Annotated in this window: 12 protein-coding genes; 1 reads left to right on the top strand and 11 read right to left on the bottom strand. The window is 34.0% G+C overall.

All coding sequences use genetic code 11. The features are described 5' to 3' along the window. Window positions 1–382: 382 nt before the first annotated feature. The 4 genes from CC92_RS0116275 to CC92_RS0116260 all read right to left on the bottom strand — a co-directional run bounded on the left by CC92_RS0116275 (window position 383) and on the right by CC92_RS0116260 (window position 4,569). On the bottom strand, window positions 383–1,294 hold the full coding sequence (locus CC92_RS0116275) for a helix-turn-helix domain-containing protein (protein ID WP_029501581.1): 912 nt from the start codon (window positions 1,292–1,294) through the stop codon (window positions 383–385). Between the two features lie 531 nt (window positions 1,295–1,825). Then, window positions 1,826–2,740, bottom strand: coding sequence for a DUF2935 domain-containing protein (locus tag CC92_RS0116270; protein WP_029501582.1), 915 nt, complete (start codon window positions 2,738–2,740; stop codon window positions 1,826–1,828). 104 nt (window positions 2,741–2,844) lie between these two features. Next, window positions 2,845–3,828: an effector binding domain-containing protein gene (locus CC92_RS0116265; protein ID WP_029501583.1), complete on the bottom strand. Its 984-nt coding sequence runs from the start codon at window positions 3,826–3,828 to the stop codon at window positions 2,845–2,847. A gap of 363 nt (window positions 3,829–4,191) precedes the next feature. Next, complete coding sequence (locus CC92_RS0116260) at window positions 4,192–4,569, bottom strand: DUF3783 domain-containing protein (RefSeq protein ID WP_029501584.1); 378 nt, start codon at window positions 4,567–4,569, stop codon at window positions 4,192–4,194. A gap of 205 nt (window positions 4,570–4,774) precedes the next feature. On the opposite strand from CC92_RS0116260, the gene CC92_RS0116255 reads away from it, so the two are divergent. Next, a complete protein-coding gene (locus tag CC92_RS0116255) occupies window positions 4,775–4,954 on the top strand; it encodes a hypothetical protein (protein ID WP_029501585.1) in 180 nt (59 codons plus the stop codon). Window positions 4,955–5,146: 192 nt separating this feature from the next. On the opposite strand, the gene CC92_RS0116250 is transcribed toward CC92_RS0116255, so the two are convergent. The 7 genes from CC92_RS0116250 to CC92_RS0116215 all read right to left on the bottom strand — a co-directional run bounded on the left by CC92_RS0116250 (window position 5,147) and on the right by CC92_RS0116215 (window position 14,202). Beyond that, window positions 5,147–6,511, bottom strand: coding sequence for an MATE family efflux transporter (locus CC92_RS0116250; protein WP_029501586.1), 1,365 nt, complete (start codon window positions 6,509–6,511; stop codon window positions 5,147–5,149). 101 nt (window positions 6,512–6,612) lie between these two features. Further along, on the bottom strand, window positions 6,613–6,942 hold the full coding sequence (locus CC92_RS0116245; RefSeq protein WP_029501587.1) for a hypothetical protein: 330 nt from the start codon (window positions 6,940–6,942) through the stop codon (window positions 6,613–6,615). Window positions 6,943–7,634: 692 nt separating this feature from the next. After that, window positions 7,635–8,192: a hypothetical protein gene (locus CC92_RS0116235; protein WP_156037022.1), complete on the bottom strand. Its 558-nt coding sequence runs from the start codon at window positions 8,190–8,192 to the stop codon at window positions 7,635–7,637. A 182-nt stretch (window positions 8,193–8,374) separates the two neighbouring features. After that, window positions 8,375–9,247, bottom strand: coding sequence for an ABC transporter ATP-binding protein (locus CC92_RS0116230; RefSeq protein WP_031420477.1), 873 nt, complete (start codon window positions 9,245–9,247; stop codon window positions 8,375–8,377). A 577-nt stretch (window positions 9,248–9,824) separates the two neighbouring features. Then, the gene (nth, locus tag CC92_RS0116225) at window positions 9,825–10,454 is read right to left on the bottom strand and encodes an endonuclease III (RefSeq protein WP_029501591.1); all 630 of its coding nucleotides are present in this window, start codon (window positions 10,452–10,454) and stop codon (window positions 9,825–9,827) included. A gap of 150 nt (window positions 10,455–10,604) precedes the next feature. Beyond that, window positions 10,605–12,293, bottom strand: coding sequence for an ABC transporter ATP-binding protein (locus CC92_RS0116220; protein WP_029501592.1), 1,689 nt, complete (start codon window positions 12,291–12,293; stop codon window positions 10,605–10,607). After that, window positions 12,280–14,202, bottom strand: a complete 1,923-nt coding sequence (locus tag CC92_RS0116215; protein WP_029501593.1) for an ABC transporter ATP-binding protein — start codon at window positions 14,200–14,202, stop codon at window positions 12,280–12,282. Before CC92_RS0116215 ends, CC92_RS0116220 begins: the two co-directional genes overlap by 14 nt. Window positions 14,203–14,251 lie beyond the last annotated feature (49 nt).

Genomic DNA, 14,251 nt, shown 5'->3' with positions numbered 1-14,251 from the left:
TATGCTGCAATTAGTAGGTTAAGCAAATATAAATTTTCTTCATGTTCCATGTGATTTTCCTTGAAAAGATTATACCATATCTCTTGCTTGTTTTCCAATTCATTCGAGGTACGTTTCCTAGATAGCCAGTTGTAAAAAACAAATAGGGTTTGGGATCCTTCCCAACAAGATATTTTACGGAAGTGTGGCCACACTTCCTATGCTTGCTCTTCTAAAAGTTACGCTGAAAAGTCGGAAAGGAATGGAACAAAAATGAGAATTGAGAAAATTTCTGTAAAAGATTATGGTGCCCAAATGGTGCCCGACTTTCCAAAACCACGCTGTAAGGAGTTATGACGAGAAATAAGAAGATATTTACTTGAAGAGGTTTGTAATTTTTACATTATTTCCTCTTAACTGGTCGCAAAACCTCATATCCGAGGACTTCAGGATAATGACGTTGGTAATCTTGACAAACTTCTTCATTCCATAGATATTTCTGATTATTAAAGCCTTCAGCCTCGATATCATAATTCCATGCAAGGTTCTCTACCTGTTTCATTACCTCACCGTTATCTTTTAAATAATCGAAGGATGGATGGAAAAAAACTAAATAATAGCTTGCAGGGAATTCTTTAATAGCAAAGCCCTGAGGAATATCACCCTCATAGTCATGCGATACACCAAAACCATAAAAATACTTACGGGCTCCATTTACATAATGCCAGCCAGCCATATGACACCCAATAACTGGGTCTGACAAATGTCTCATACTCTCAATAATACCACACACCTCATCACAATTATGTTTATTCCAAAAATTACCATATCCATTTGCCTCATCACTCCATATACCGATGTACTTATGTGCCGGAAGATATTCCATGCGTACTTCGGCATTTTTTAAGCATGTTTTACTCAACGTTTTCTCTCCTTTATTATAATATTCGGGATGTAAAACTACCTGTATATTTGAAAGAGCAATTGGTATGGGCTTCCTTCTATATACCGCTGGTGTACATCCATAGGCATTTACAAAAGCTCTCGTCAGAGCTTCCTGCGAGGAATAACCGTTCTTAATAGCTATATCGAGAATACGCTCGTTAGTATCACGTATTTCAAGTGTGGCTTTTGCAAGTCTACGTCCAGCAATATAGCTTTTAAACGTCATACCTACTATTTCATGAAACTTGGTTGAACAATAATATGGTGAGTATCCAATCTGCTCCGACATGTCAAGAAGTGATGGATTATCATGCAATTTATCTTCCAGCCAATAAATCATTTTTTGAACTGCTTCATTCCATTCATACAAGTTAGTTCGCCTCCTTTCATAAGTAGAATAATATATGTAAGCAAAAAAAGTCTTGATATAAGTTGTGAATTTGATAAAAAGACGTAAATATAAATTTATAATTAAACTAATTATATTTTTTCCTATCTATGAAGTCAATAAATAAAGATGTGTACTACTAGCCGAAAAGCTGCAAAACGTGATAAGAATTTCTCTGAAACAAAGAACAGGGAATTCATAGAATTCTGAAACTCCTTGGGCACTCTACTCTGGCAATGACCCTCCATTATTTGAGGGATATTACTCCGAGAAGCGATTGCTATGAGCCAATGGTCGATGTATTAGATTAATAAATAGGAGCTTGCATACACCTGCATACAAAACCTTGAAACGAAAAATTGAAGAGTCAAAATACTCTTTCCAAGCATCTCGACTCTTCAATCCAAAAGGTCACATCATTTTGATAATCTCATTTTTATTATTAGTAGAATTAAATATGCTCCAGAATTCTTATCTCAGAATTCAAATATGCGTTAATTTTTTTAAACTCTACTAGCAGCTTGTTTGCTCCTCTTCCAAGATTCTAATATAATGATTTGCTTCCCTCAATACATGATCTGCTAACAATGGAAGAATCAAACTACGAATTTCGCATTCGTTGATTCCTTTGGTTCCTGCAAGTTTAAAATCACGATATTTCATAGTCTCTTTTAATGTTTTACTTGTCAAACCTTGCATAGTCCTTTGTGTCATACATCTAGCTTCCTCTAATAATTTGGCATACTCATCTGCAAAATCATCCGCCGTCATAATTAAATCATCTTCCGTTGGATCTAATAGTCCTCTAATGAATAATGCATGTTCCATCATAATTTGATTCCAGAACAATTCAATATCTCTTAGATCTTCTTGAACGCAATCTTTCCCTTGCTCTAAATACATAATATATTTCTGATATAATTTTGCTTCACGGATAATATGCTCAATGAGTAATGGATAATTCATTGTAAACATACAACAATTTAATACATTATGAAGTATATTCTCTTTTAAACATATCAAACCTTCTAACAGCTCCAAGGAACGGCAATTGATTTGCTTTACTGCATGAACTAAGCGATCATCAATACACCTTTGTTGACACATGCACTTACATAGCTTTGCTTCACGTCTTGTAATATTAGTATCGATACAACTACCTGTCAGTCTAGCGGACTTTTCTTCAGAACAAAGTGTATAGTTCGTAAATACTTCCCCTGACTCAAAGATACAAGGGCCAACAATGCCATCACTACAACTGATTACTTGATTCAGTAAATCCTCGAAAGCTTCTTTATAGCAAATTGCTTCTGACCTATAATCACAATTTGCTTGTGTAAATCCAACCTCTAAGAAAAATGAATGTTCTTTCATAATTCTTGCGAAAAACAAGTGGATTTCCAATGATGAAACTACATAATACTCCATATAGAATCCTTACTTTAATAGCAATCACTATATAGAATATGCAAGGCTTCCTACTATAGTGAAGGAAGTTGATAAAATAAACTCATTAAATAATCTATTACTTGTTATCTGAGTTTTACTGGAAGAAGTAAGTCCATTTGGCCATCAATACCGTTTTCCGGCCATTCCTTATGCGCAGAATAAATCCAGTTGAGATGTTCTTCTAAACATCCTCCCATTATTTCCTCGCCAAGCTTGCTATAATTAGCAATATATTTATCACTATCCTCTACCCACTTTGATAAAAGTGACCATTCATTGAAATTGGGAAACGTAATTGTATGTGCAGCATATAAACCGCCTTCAAAATACTTCTTCGTTAGCGGTGCTGGAACTTCCATATCATCCGGTATCGTAACCCAGTCCTCATAGCCATGATATTCTGTATATTCCGATGGATTTGGATGATTAAATCCGAACATTCTTGCATCAGGCTTTTTCTCATAAAGTTTACTTTCCTGTATAAATTTACTCATTTGTTCTCCAACCACTTCTTCTGGATTCTCACCAACATAATGATAAGAAGCTACCGTGCAGGGTGATAATAGCACCATTCTAATATTTAGATTTTTGTTTAAAATTTCATTTGCTTTGTTAAGTTCTGACATCGACCGTTCCTCCTTCAAATTTGATTTTGAAAGGCATAGAGTGTCAACGACCTTCATTATTTCACTGTCTTCTAACAAGTTCAACCGGATGTTTTTTTGCACTCCCAAACTAAGTCTGGATACAAAAGTACTTAATATATCCCGAATAGTACCAAGAGCATTCATTTCATCATCAATCTCAGCTATGTTTTCTTGAAAAATATGTATAATCTCCATCTGCTTCGTATCCTCTAATATTAGCGCTATTTGTTTTAGTGGAATGCGAAGTCTTCGAAGAACAAGAATCTGCTGTAGACGTCTTACAGCATTTTCATCATATAATCGATAAGAATAATCTTCCTTACGATGACTATTCAAAAGGCCCATTTTTTCATAATAGCGAAGCATTCTCGTTGAGACATCAAAAGTTTTAGATACCTGGCTGATTGTCATTGTTTTCATACACTCATCTCCTTTCTGAGTAGATTGTAAAGTACGACACGGTGTCGAAGTCAATAACATTTTAAAATATTTAATTGCAATAAGGCATAGAATGAAATGATTCTATACCTTTATCCTACGATAAAGCCTAACTACTAATATCCAAAATAATTGTCTACATCTTCGGTTAATCCTAGATAATTGATTGCTCTTTCCATTGGATCTTCTAATCTTAAGCCAAGGTAAGAGGAATGAAGGGCAATTCCGTTGTTTGTGCCTTGTCATGAATAATAAAAGCTGATACATCATGTTTTGAACTGCTCTCTTTTAAGTAGTCAGCGAGCATATCCTTTTTTGATATATCAGCTTTATTATCTCACTCTTTTATTGTGTTTTCAGTTGCTTTTTTCTTGCTTCAATTTCTTCCTTTTCTTTCTTCATTTCTTGATAAAGTTCTAAAACATTCCAACCTGTATTGGTAGGCGTTTGAATTGCCTTGTACGTCGTGAATATTTTTTGACTTCTTAGTCGATATAACACCTGATCAACCTCAGAATTGCTAAGCCCACACATTAATAAAAGACTACCTTCTGGTATTTCTCCACTATAAGGTAGTTCTTCCTCCTTACCACCGCTTACAAGGCTTCCTACTGTTTGATTAAACTTCGCCGCTGGTATGGACTCTACACGCAAACGCATGGTAGCAACTGTCTGTTTCACTTTTAATGGGTTGTCCACTTGGAATAGTAATATTTTTTTCATTGATAATTTTCCTTTAATATTTCTTTTTATTTTATTGTAATACATAATCCTAGGAATCGCCAACTATATTTTACCCGAAAATAAGGAACGACATAACAAATCTGGATGGATAAATACTAAAAATACAGAAAAAGAATACTTCTTGAGGTTTAGTAAACAATAAATGTGATAAATAAGTTAAACATATTAAGGAATGAGGTAAATTATGATTGATAATAATTTAAACGCCAGTAACAAAAAGAAAGAAGGCAAAGGAAATGGTAATTCTATCATTAGCCCTAAAAGCACAGAGAACAGTGCAGATAATTATGTAAGTGGTGATGAGTTTCCATCTTCCTCAAGCCATAAATTTAGTAAAAATTCTGAGAATACAGCTGAAAAATAAGATAAGAATAATCCCTTTTAGATTAATTTATAAGTATTTGATATGAAAAAATCGCATATTAGGAGATTATTGAAAGAGTCTCCTAATATGCGATTCATTATCGAATATAGTCCAGATTTAAAATTAAAATTTATTATGATCTGTAAATTTCTCATATTCCTTTTTGAGGTATGGTTTTGTTACAATTAGAATTTACTGAACCATGATATTTGCACTTTCTCTTTTCAATTTTCTAATTACGAAGAAATAAGCTGGAATCAAAAAAATATCCGCCATAATCCAAGCGACAGGACTAGCAAAGCAAGCTGCTATATATCCAAACATTGGTACAAATATGAAACCAACTATACTTCTTGCAATCATCTCAAATACTCCCGCAAAGATGGCTAATGTACCAAAACCTAATCCTTGGATTGCAAAGCGTATGATATTAACTAATGCCAACGGAAAATAGAAAATACTTAGCCATTTAAGTAATATTGCAGCATCTTTAATAATTGCAATTTCTTTACCATCTACAAACAGTAAGGATAATTCCTCTCCAAAAATAATCAATACTACACATGCAATCACAGAATATATCAATGCGATGAGACTACAGGTTTTGATACCATCCGTTACTCGGTCTAATTTACCTGCTCCTCTATTCTGACCTGCATAAGTAGCCATAGTTGAACCCATAGCATCAAATGGGCAACAAAATAACGAACTAATTTTATTACCGGCAGTTACTGCTGCTACAGACATAGAACCTAAAGAATTCACGGCGGTTTGTAACACAACACTACCAATAGCAGTAATAGAATATTGAAGTCCCATCGGAATACCCATCATACAAAGTTTTTGCATGAACCAGAAGTTTGGCCGCCATTCTTCTTTTGAGATCTTAAGTACTGGATATCTTTTGGCAATGTAAAATAGGCAAAGAACACCTGAGATTGCCTGAGAAATAACAGTTGCCCAAGCTGCTCCGCTAACACCCATATTAAAAACCAAGATAGCGATTAAATCAAGTACGATATTTAATAATGATGATATCACTAAAAAATAAAGCGGTGTCTTACTATCCCCCAGTGACCTTAAAATTCCTGATAATAAGTTATACAGATAAACCACAGGAATTCCTAGAAAAATGACGAAAATATATTCATAAGAACCTTCAAATATATCACTTGGGGTATCCATCCAGATAAGGATATTACGGCAAAGAAAGCACACAACAATTGTTGAAATCACCGCAAAAACAGAAGACAACCAAACACTATTCGCTACATATTTTCTAAGAGAAGACTCATCTTTTGCACCAACGGACTGTGCAACCGGAATCGCAAACCCATTGCATACTCCCATGCAAAAACCGATAATCATAAAATTTATAGATCCAGTTCCTCCAACAGCTGCCAACGCTTTTGGTCCTAAAGTACGTCCGACAATCATTGTGTCCATCATATTATAGAATTGCTGAAACAACATACCTATAAATAATGGTAACCAAAAATTCATGATTAATTTCATTGGGGATCCAACTGTCATATTCTTTATTGCATTACTTTTCATCTGTTACTCTCCCTATACTCTTTTGTCCTTGGTATATTTTATACTCTTTTTTCTAAAATGCAATATTTTTTTTAACTAATACCATAATGGTATTAGTCTTTTCATTTATTTGCTATTAAGCTAGATATTTCTTCATAGAATCTTTTTGATTCTTTTTCTGACTTTAGATTAATAAATACATATTCCTCATTAGTTTTTAAGGCTATACAGTTAGAGCTGTTTTTGTCTTCTAAATATACTCTAGCTCTTCCATAATTTTCAGCATCAAACACTCCAACATAACTTTTCATTGAATTTTTTCCTTCAATCTTCTTCATACTAGGAATATCCCTTTTTAACTTCTGTCTAATATCAGCATACTTTTCTATTTTATATTTAAGAGTCAGTGTACCGCAACCATCATTTAAAACCAAAGGAGTTGCAATCTTCATTTAATAAAGTGCTCCCTTTTTCTTGATATCCTATAAATAACTAACAATAAAATGAAAGAGGTTACTAACAAAACTATTTTATTGCATATTAAAATATTAGTTGAATAACCTCTAAGATAACCAAATGGATTTAAATACTGAAAAAGTATATTATTTCCTAATCTATCACCAGTTAATAAAAATAATATCCAGTATAAAATGCCAAATGCACTACCCGTTATACTACTATTAAACACAATTGATAAAGTCACTGAGAAAACAGATAAAAAGAAGACCGATACAATACTACATAGCATCAGCTCTCCTAGATTAAAGTCAATATACAAATATTTTAGAATAACCATATAAACAAAAGACGTGATTGCTATTTCACTCATTAGTACTAAAAATCTGTGTAGTATAATTTTCATAACAGAATATTTAGTACAAAGTAATAATTCCAGTGGTGGATCATTTTCAATATTCAGAAGAAATGAAAAAAGGATACAGCATACACCTGGAACTACTATTTCAAAAAATATATTAGGTATTAGCAAGCTTTTTTCTGTACTAGTGTAGATAATAATACTAAATATAAACATTAATAATCCCATAATAAAAAAAGTTTCATACTTCAATATTTTCATTTCGATTTTTATCATATCCGTAGTTCACCTCTTTCAAATCATACTAGTTCAATCTCAATATCCTTCCTATATCCTTCCGATATCCTTCATATATTTAGTATTAGCTAAAACCACTACTGGAATAATACCAACAGCTAACAAAAAACACATGTTTAGTACTGGTCCTAACTCAGGAGGAGATATTCCCTGTCCTTGAAAAATCTTAAATTTTGCATATCCAATGTATTTTATATATTCAATGCCTTTAAATTCCGCAAACTCACAAAGAGCCCAATATAATATAAAAATAACTAAAAATACCTTTGAACTCCTAATATAATACGGCAAATACGTTGCCAATCCTGAAATAAAGATCACAGGAATTATTCCAAGAATGATAAATGACATAACATAAGGTTTTAATTCAAATGCATTCGGATGCATAAAGATTTGTGGAATGGTACATATCACGGTTACGATGAAAAGAATAGCAGTGGATATACTTATATTTCCAATAAACTTTCCATATATGTATTCTCTCTTTTTTAAAGATGTACTAGCCATCATCTCTGAAATTCCTAATCTTTCATCTTTTAATAAACAATCTCCACATAAAAAAGCAATGTATATACTTAATAACTGCATTGTATCCTTCATGATGCGCAATGCAACATATTTGTGATTATTAAATACATCCATGGATCTAGTATAATTGCTAGGTATCGTATCAAGTAAAGTATAAATAGTAATTAAAATCGTGATTAGCCAGAAACTAATCTTTCTCATCTTCATTTTACAGTCATAGTTTCCTATTGCGAATACTTTGCTCAACGTTCCAATCCCCCAATCGAATAAATATAGGAATCAATCAAAGAAGCTGTAACCTTTTTTGAATTTGCAATTAAATTATGAGTAGTTACATATTTCATCTTAACCTCATTACCAGTGTGTATCGTTGAAACTATACAATACTCTTTTCGGTACTTTTCTACGTCATTTTGTGGTATCACCGTCTCATAAGTTAATCCAGATACCCTATCTATGAGCGTGTTAGTACTTCCGCTAAAAATTAGTTTCCCTTCATTTATAATTGCTAATCTACTACCGATATCCTCTACATCACTTACTATATGAGTTGATAATATTATTATTTTATCTTCTGCAAGTTCAGCCAATATATTTTTAAAATACATTCTTTCTTCTGGATCCAACCCTGCAGTTGGTTCGTCAACTATAATCACTTTAGGATTTCCTAAGACTGCTTGAGCAATCCCGATTCTTTGCTTCATCCCTCCTGAAAATTTAGAGATCTTGACATTCTTTTTATCTATAAGTCCAACTCTCTTTAATATTTGATTGATTTGTGACCTTCTATCCTCGCTACTTGTAATTCCTTTTAGCCTGGTAAAGTAATCTAATGTTTCATAAGCTGTAAGATATGGATAAAGACCATAATTCTGTGGAAGATAGCCTAAAATAGATTGCATATAACCCTCATGCGCATTAATATCTTTTCCATCAACTAATACTTTACCTTCATCTGGGCGCAGTATATTAGAAATCAATCTCATCATAGTAGTTTTTCCTGCACCATTACGGCCGAGAAGTCCAAATATCCCCTTATCAATTTCTAGACTTACATTCGCTAATGCTTTATTTTTTGAAAATGACTTTGATACATTCTGTAATTCTATTTTCATTTTTACCTCCATATTATCAAAATAAAATGGTTGATGGTTCCTTGCTTTAGTACACTATTATCAACTTTTTTCCTATAATTCTTATAATACTCATCCCAAAAATCAGGAGTTATTGACTTCATCTTATGATATATGTAGATGCAATATTCGAAGTATTTTTTATAAACTTTACAGAAGTCATGATTTAATTTATCAAGAGAGCCTGCGCTCATTTTTTTATCATGTTATACCAATTATTACCATATGTCAATATTTGTTTGACTTTCTTAAAATAGACAATTTTATGTAACTAAATAAGCAATATATTTGCTATATTTTTCTTTGCGTGTAATTGGTTCGCGTATTTAGAAAAACCCTGAATTTTTAGTAAAATCTTCTAACTAGAACATCATTTACTTTAAAATGAGAAAAGTAGTCACAATAAATAGATAAAAATAGGAATACTAAAAAAATCCTCTTAGTTTAATTCATCTAAGAGGATTTAAAACACACGATATGTGAATAATGGTTTATTCTTTTATTATAATCAATATACTTTTGATACTTTCATCTGCTTAACAAAAGAGATAATTTCTAACTAATAATCACTTATCTTTTCACACCATTGATTTAAGTAACATCGGTCGCAATAACATTTTCTCGCAGTACAAATACTACGTCCATGATAAATCAACTGAAAATTAATACGGTTCCAATTTTCTTTTGGAAGTACTTGCATTAATTCCTTCTCCACCTGTATGGGGTTCTTTCCATTAGCCCAACCAAGTCGCTTTGCAATTCGTAAAACATGGGTATCCACAGTGACCCCTGGTATATGATAAGCATCTGCAAGAAATAACGTGGCTGTTTTTCTTCCAACTCCAGATAATTTAACTAATTCCTCTATGTCTTTAGGAACTTTACCAGCATATTCTTCTATGATTTGCTTACAGCATTGCTTCATATGTTTTGCTTTACTCTTATATAATCCAATTGTTCTAATATAATCTTCTATTTCCTCTACGTGTGCTTCTGCCATCTGCCAGATAGAAGAAAATCTATTCCACAACTCCGGTAGCACCTCATATACTTGTTTATCCGTACTTTGTGCACTTAGCATAATTGCAAGTAGAAGCTGCCAATCAGCATAATGTAAAAATCCTTGTTTGGTGGTTCCATATTCTTTATCTAATATCGATAAAATTTGTTTTATAGCTTCCTTTGTCATCTTACTTCCTTCTCTTTTCCATATCTATAATATTAACCTCACAATTGTTCGCTTTTATCTTGAATATAATAAATCATAATAATATGAATGCCCTTACCTAGGATGCAGTTCACCATAAGCAAGAGCATTATTTACCTCATACGATTTTTACTATATCTCCACAATGACATCTGCTCGTTTAAGCGTTGACTGTCTATGCGCAATCATGATGATGGTTCTTCCTGCCATCAGACGCTCCAATGCTTCATTTACCAATCGCTCTGACTCATTATCAAGAGCTGAAGTTGCCTCATCAAGAATCAAGATTGGTGCATTCTTAAGAATTGCTCTAGCGATTGCAATTCTTTGCTTTTCACCACCAGAGAGCCTATTTCCTCGTTCACCCGCCTTTGTCTCATAGCCTTTTTCTTGTTTTATGATAAAATCATGAGCATTCGCTGCCTTTGCTGCCTCATAAATTTCTTCCGAGGTTGCACCTGGCTTACCATACCCGATATTTTCAGCAATGCTTACGTCATATAGATAAGGTTCCTGTGGTACATAGCCAATCATATTTCGGATTACGCTTAAAGGCATCTCACTAAATGCTTTACCATCTATCGTTATATTTCCTTTTTGAATTGGATAAAAGCCAAGCATAATCTTAGCAATCGTACTCTTTCCCTTTCCAGATTCTCCTTTTAACGCTACTATACTTCCTTTTTCTATATGCAGATTAAAATCTTTTAATACCGGTAATCCTTCTTCATAAGAAAAATCTACATGCTCCATTTCAATAAAACCATCTCCTGCTGCCTTACCTACCTTAGCATATCTTTCAGGTTCTTCCTTAGAATCTATGAAATCGAGTACTTTCTGTCCATTGATCAGACAATTTGCCATTGAGGGAATATAGATACCAATCTGTAAAAAGTTCCAGCTCATGGAACCATACATAAGATAGATCGCGGCTAGTTTATCTAGCGTTGTAATTCCTAAACTGACAAAAAAGATAGAGATTGCAATGAATACCAGAGAACTAAGCAAATTAAAACATTCGTTCAGGCTTTCAAGACCAGCCGACAACATATTCATCCTTTTTTGTCCTTTTTTAAATCTTTCATTATCCTCCACATATTGATCTACTAGCTTTTTATCCAAGTTAAATATTTTAACAAGCTCGATACCTGATAAGATATTAGTTAAGCGTTCTGTGAGGGACATATGAGAATCCGATAGCTCTTTACTTACTTTCTTCATAGGATTTATAAACAAGCCATTGATAATAAATGTTATGATACTAACACCAACCAAGCACGCGGTAACTTGCCAGCTTAGATAAAACATTGGAACTAAATAAAAGAGTACCATAAGGCAAGGCATTAAAATTCGGCGAAAACGGGAACCATAAACATCCTCAGTCCTCCCACAGTCATACATTAACTTAGACATAAAATCGCCACTGTGCGTATTCTCATAGTAATAAAATGGCATACGCATCGCCTTATTAAGCATCGCTTTTTGGAGATTTGCACATCCTTTCTTTGCTTGAATCGTATAAGTATAAAAGCTGATTGCATAAATCAAAAGAGCACCTAATCCCTGTGCTATATTAATTAAAACCATGGATAAAAGTCCCTGATATGACCCTGACTGTGCCATCTGAATTATATTTTTTAGTAAAAATGCTATAATAATATTAAAACCTGACATAGATAAACTCATAGCAATAATCGATGCTAAATAGAGAAAAAAGCCGCCCTTCATCATCTTTAATAACCGCAATAACACTTTTCCATTCGTCTTACTTCTTTCTGTCTCCTTACCACATTCATAGATAAGCTGATCACTGATGCTCATATGCTGTCACCCCCTGATGCTTTTCTGTCATCTGCTCTTCCTGCTCTTCCTGCTCTTCCTGCTCTTCCTGATTTTCCTGCTCTTCCTGTTCTTCCTGCTCTTCCTGCTCTTCCTGCTCTTCCTGCTCTATCATGACTTCGTAATCCTTCTCGCTTTCGACATTTACTGCTTCCTTTTCCTTCCGATACAAGCTTTGATATACGATACCATCAGAAAGCAGTTTCTCATGTGTGCCACTTTCCACGATTCTGCCCTGATCAAAAACAAATATAACATCAGCATGTTCAATCGTACTTAATCTATGAGCAATCGTAAGCACAGTCTTACCATCTGAGATTCTATCAATTGCATCCTGAATTAGTTTTTCTGTCTCCACATCTACCGCAGAAGTAGGCTCGTCCAGTAATAAGATTGGTGCTTCTTTTAAAAATGCCCTTGCTATCGATATTCTTTGTCGTTGTCCGCCAGACAATTTTGCCCCCCGTTCCCCAACTTGTGTCTCATATCCATTCGGTAGCCCCATGATAAAGTCATGAATGTTTGCATTCTTGCTAGCACTGATTACTTCCTCCTTGGTTGCCCCCTCCCTACCGTACGCTATATTATCAGCAATAGTACCTGAAAATAGGAATACATTTTGCGATACCAAAGCGAATTGACTTCGTAAGGCTTTCACATCCCACTCCTTATAGGCATGACCATATAATTTATACGTACCATTCTTAGGAAGGTAAAAACCACATAGAATTCGAAATATTGTTGACTTTCCTCCTCCCGATGTACCAACGAACGCTACTTGCTTTCCATTTTCAATTTTCATCGTTAGATTATGTAAGATGGTACGTTCCCCATCATAAGAAAATTCAATATCAGAAAGCTCTATCACTGGTTCACCTTGGACTGGTGAAAAGGTACCTGTGCCGCTTACTTCATCGGGTTGTTTTATTATCTCATCAATTCGTTGAAATGAAATCCACTGCTCTCGTATTGCATTGATGATTCCTGGAATCTCGCCAAATGGATGTACAATCTGATCTAAAAGCATAACAAATGCCAGCAAGGAACCAATTGTTATACTTCCATTCTGTACCTCATATAGAGCAAACAGATAACAAATAATCCTTGGAATCCAACGAATGATGTTACCCAATATTTGCGAAATAGCGCTGATTTTTGTTCTTGTATATTCATTCTCAAGAATCCCCGTTACCACTTTATGAATACGTTTTTCCACCTCTTGATATAAATTATAGCTTCTCCCCACCGTCATCCCGTTAAATGTGTCTAGTGCCGTATTCTCCAAATCATCATATAACATCCTTCGGTTTCCAGATAACTTTCCCATCTTCTTTGACAGTATATTCGCTAACCATAAAAGCAATGGATAGCTTATAACGGTTACAAAGAATAGCTTAACATCTATTGTAACTATATAAATACTCACCGTAAGTATTGTGATGCTTCCCACAATAAATTCCGGCAATACTTCTGAGAATAACCCTTCCACCTGATATACGTCAGAGATTAATTTATTCATAATAGCTCCGGTTCCAGTCTGATCAAAATAACTATATTGTATTCGAACTAGCTTTTTTGTAGTCATATTCTTAATTGCTGTCTGTACATTGATACTAAAGGTATTTTTCATAATACTCTTAATAAATGCTGCCAAAGTGCCTATTACCGTAAGTACCAAGAATGGTTGAATCAAATCCGATAAGATAAGCTGTTCCCCTGCAAACAGGCTGTCTGTAGCAGACGCAATTCGCCTGCTACCACTCACAAGTACCTGTGTCAAGATGTATGACATCACGATATAAACCGCAAATAAATACCAGTATCGTTTTACTGCGTCAAAAAGGCTTTCTCTCTTTGTTTCATTTTTCTTTTTTATTTCTTCTGTCCTCATCCTCTGTCCTATCCCCCTTAATCATTTTTCCTCCTATGCATACTAGTAG

Origin of the sequence: Lachnoclostridium phytofermentans, from assembly GCF_000733755.1 — a bacterium.
In the GTDB taxonomy this organism is placed as follows: Bacteria; Bacillota; Clostridia; order Lachnospirales; family Lachnospiraceae; genus Lachnoclostridium; species Lachnoclostridium phytofermentans_A.
The sequence above is the reverse complement of the archived record's forward strand: the minus strand, read 5'-3'. Positions and strand labels throughout refer to the sequence as shown.

Excerpts from the sequence above, each read along its gene's own strand:
- CC92_RS0116270 (WP_029501582.1), bottom strand. The coding sequence starts at position 2,740 with ATGGAGTATTATGTAGTTTCATCATTGGAAATCCACTTGTTTTTCGCA.
- CC92_RS0116265 (WP_029501583.1), bottom strand. The coding sequence starts at position 3,828 with ATGAAAACAATGACAATCAGCCAGGTATCTAAAACTTTTGATGTCTCA.
- CC92_RS0116260 (WP_029501584.1), bottom strand. The coding sequence starts at position 4,569 with ATGAAAAAAATATTACTATTCCAAGTGGACAACCCATTAAAAGTGAAA.
- CC92_RS0116255 (WP_029501585.1), top strand. The coding sequence starts at position 4,775 with ATGATTGATAATAATTTAAACGCCAGTAACAAAAAGAAAGAAGGCAAA.
- CC92_RS0116250 (WP_029501586.1), bottom strand. The coding sequence starts at position 6,511 with ATGAAAAGTAATGCAATAAAGAATATGACAGTTGGATCCCCAATGAAA.
- CC92_RS0116245 (WP_029501587.1), bottom strand. The coding sequence starts at position 6,942 with ATGAAGATTGCAACTCCTTTGGTTTTAAATGATGGTTGCGGTACACTG.
- CC92_RS0116235 (WP_156037022.1), bottom strand. The coding sequence starts at position 8,192 with ATGCAGTTATTAAGTATATACATTGCTTTTTTATGTGGAGATTGTTTA.
- CC92_RS0116230 (WP_031420477.1), bottom strand. The coding sequence starts at position 9,247 with ATGAAAATAGAATTACAGAATGTATCAAAGTCATTTTCAAAAAATAAA.
- nth (WP_029501591.1), bottom strand. The coding sequence starts at position 10,454 with ATGACAAAGGAAGCTATAAAACAAATTTTATCGATATTAGATAAAGAA.
- CC92_RS0116220 (WP_029501592.1), bottom strand. The coding sequence starts at position 12,293 with ATGAGCATCAGTGATCAGCTTATCTATGAATGTGGTAAGGAGACAGAA.
- CC92_RS0116215 (WP_029501593.1), bottom strand. The coding sequence starts at position 14,202 with ATGAGGACAGAAGAAATAAAAAAGAAAAATGAAACAAAGAGAGAAAGC.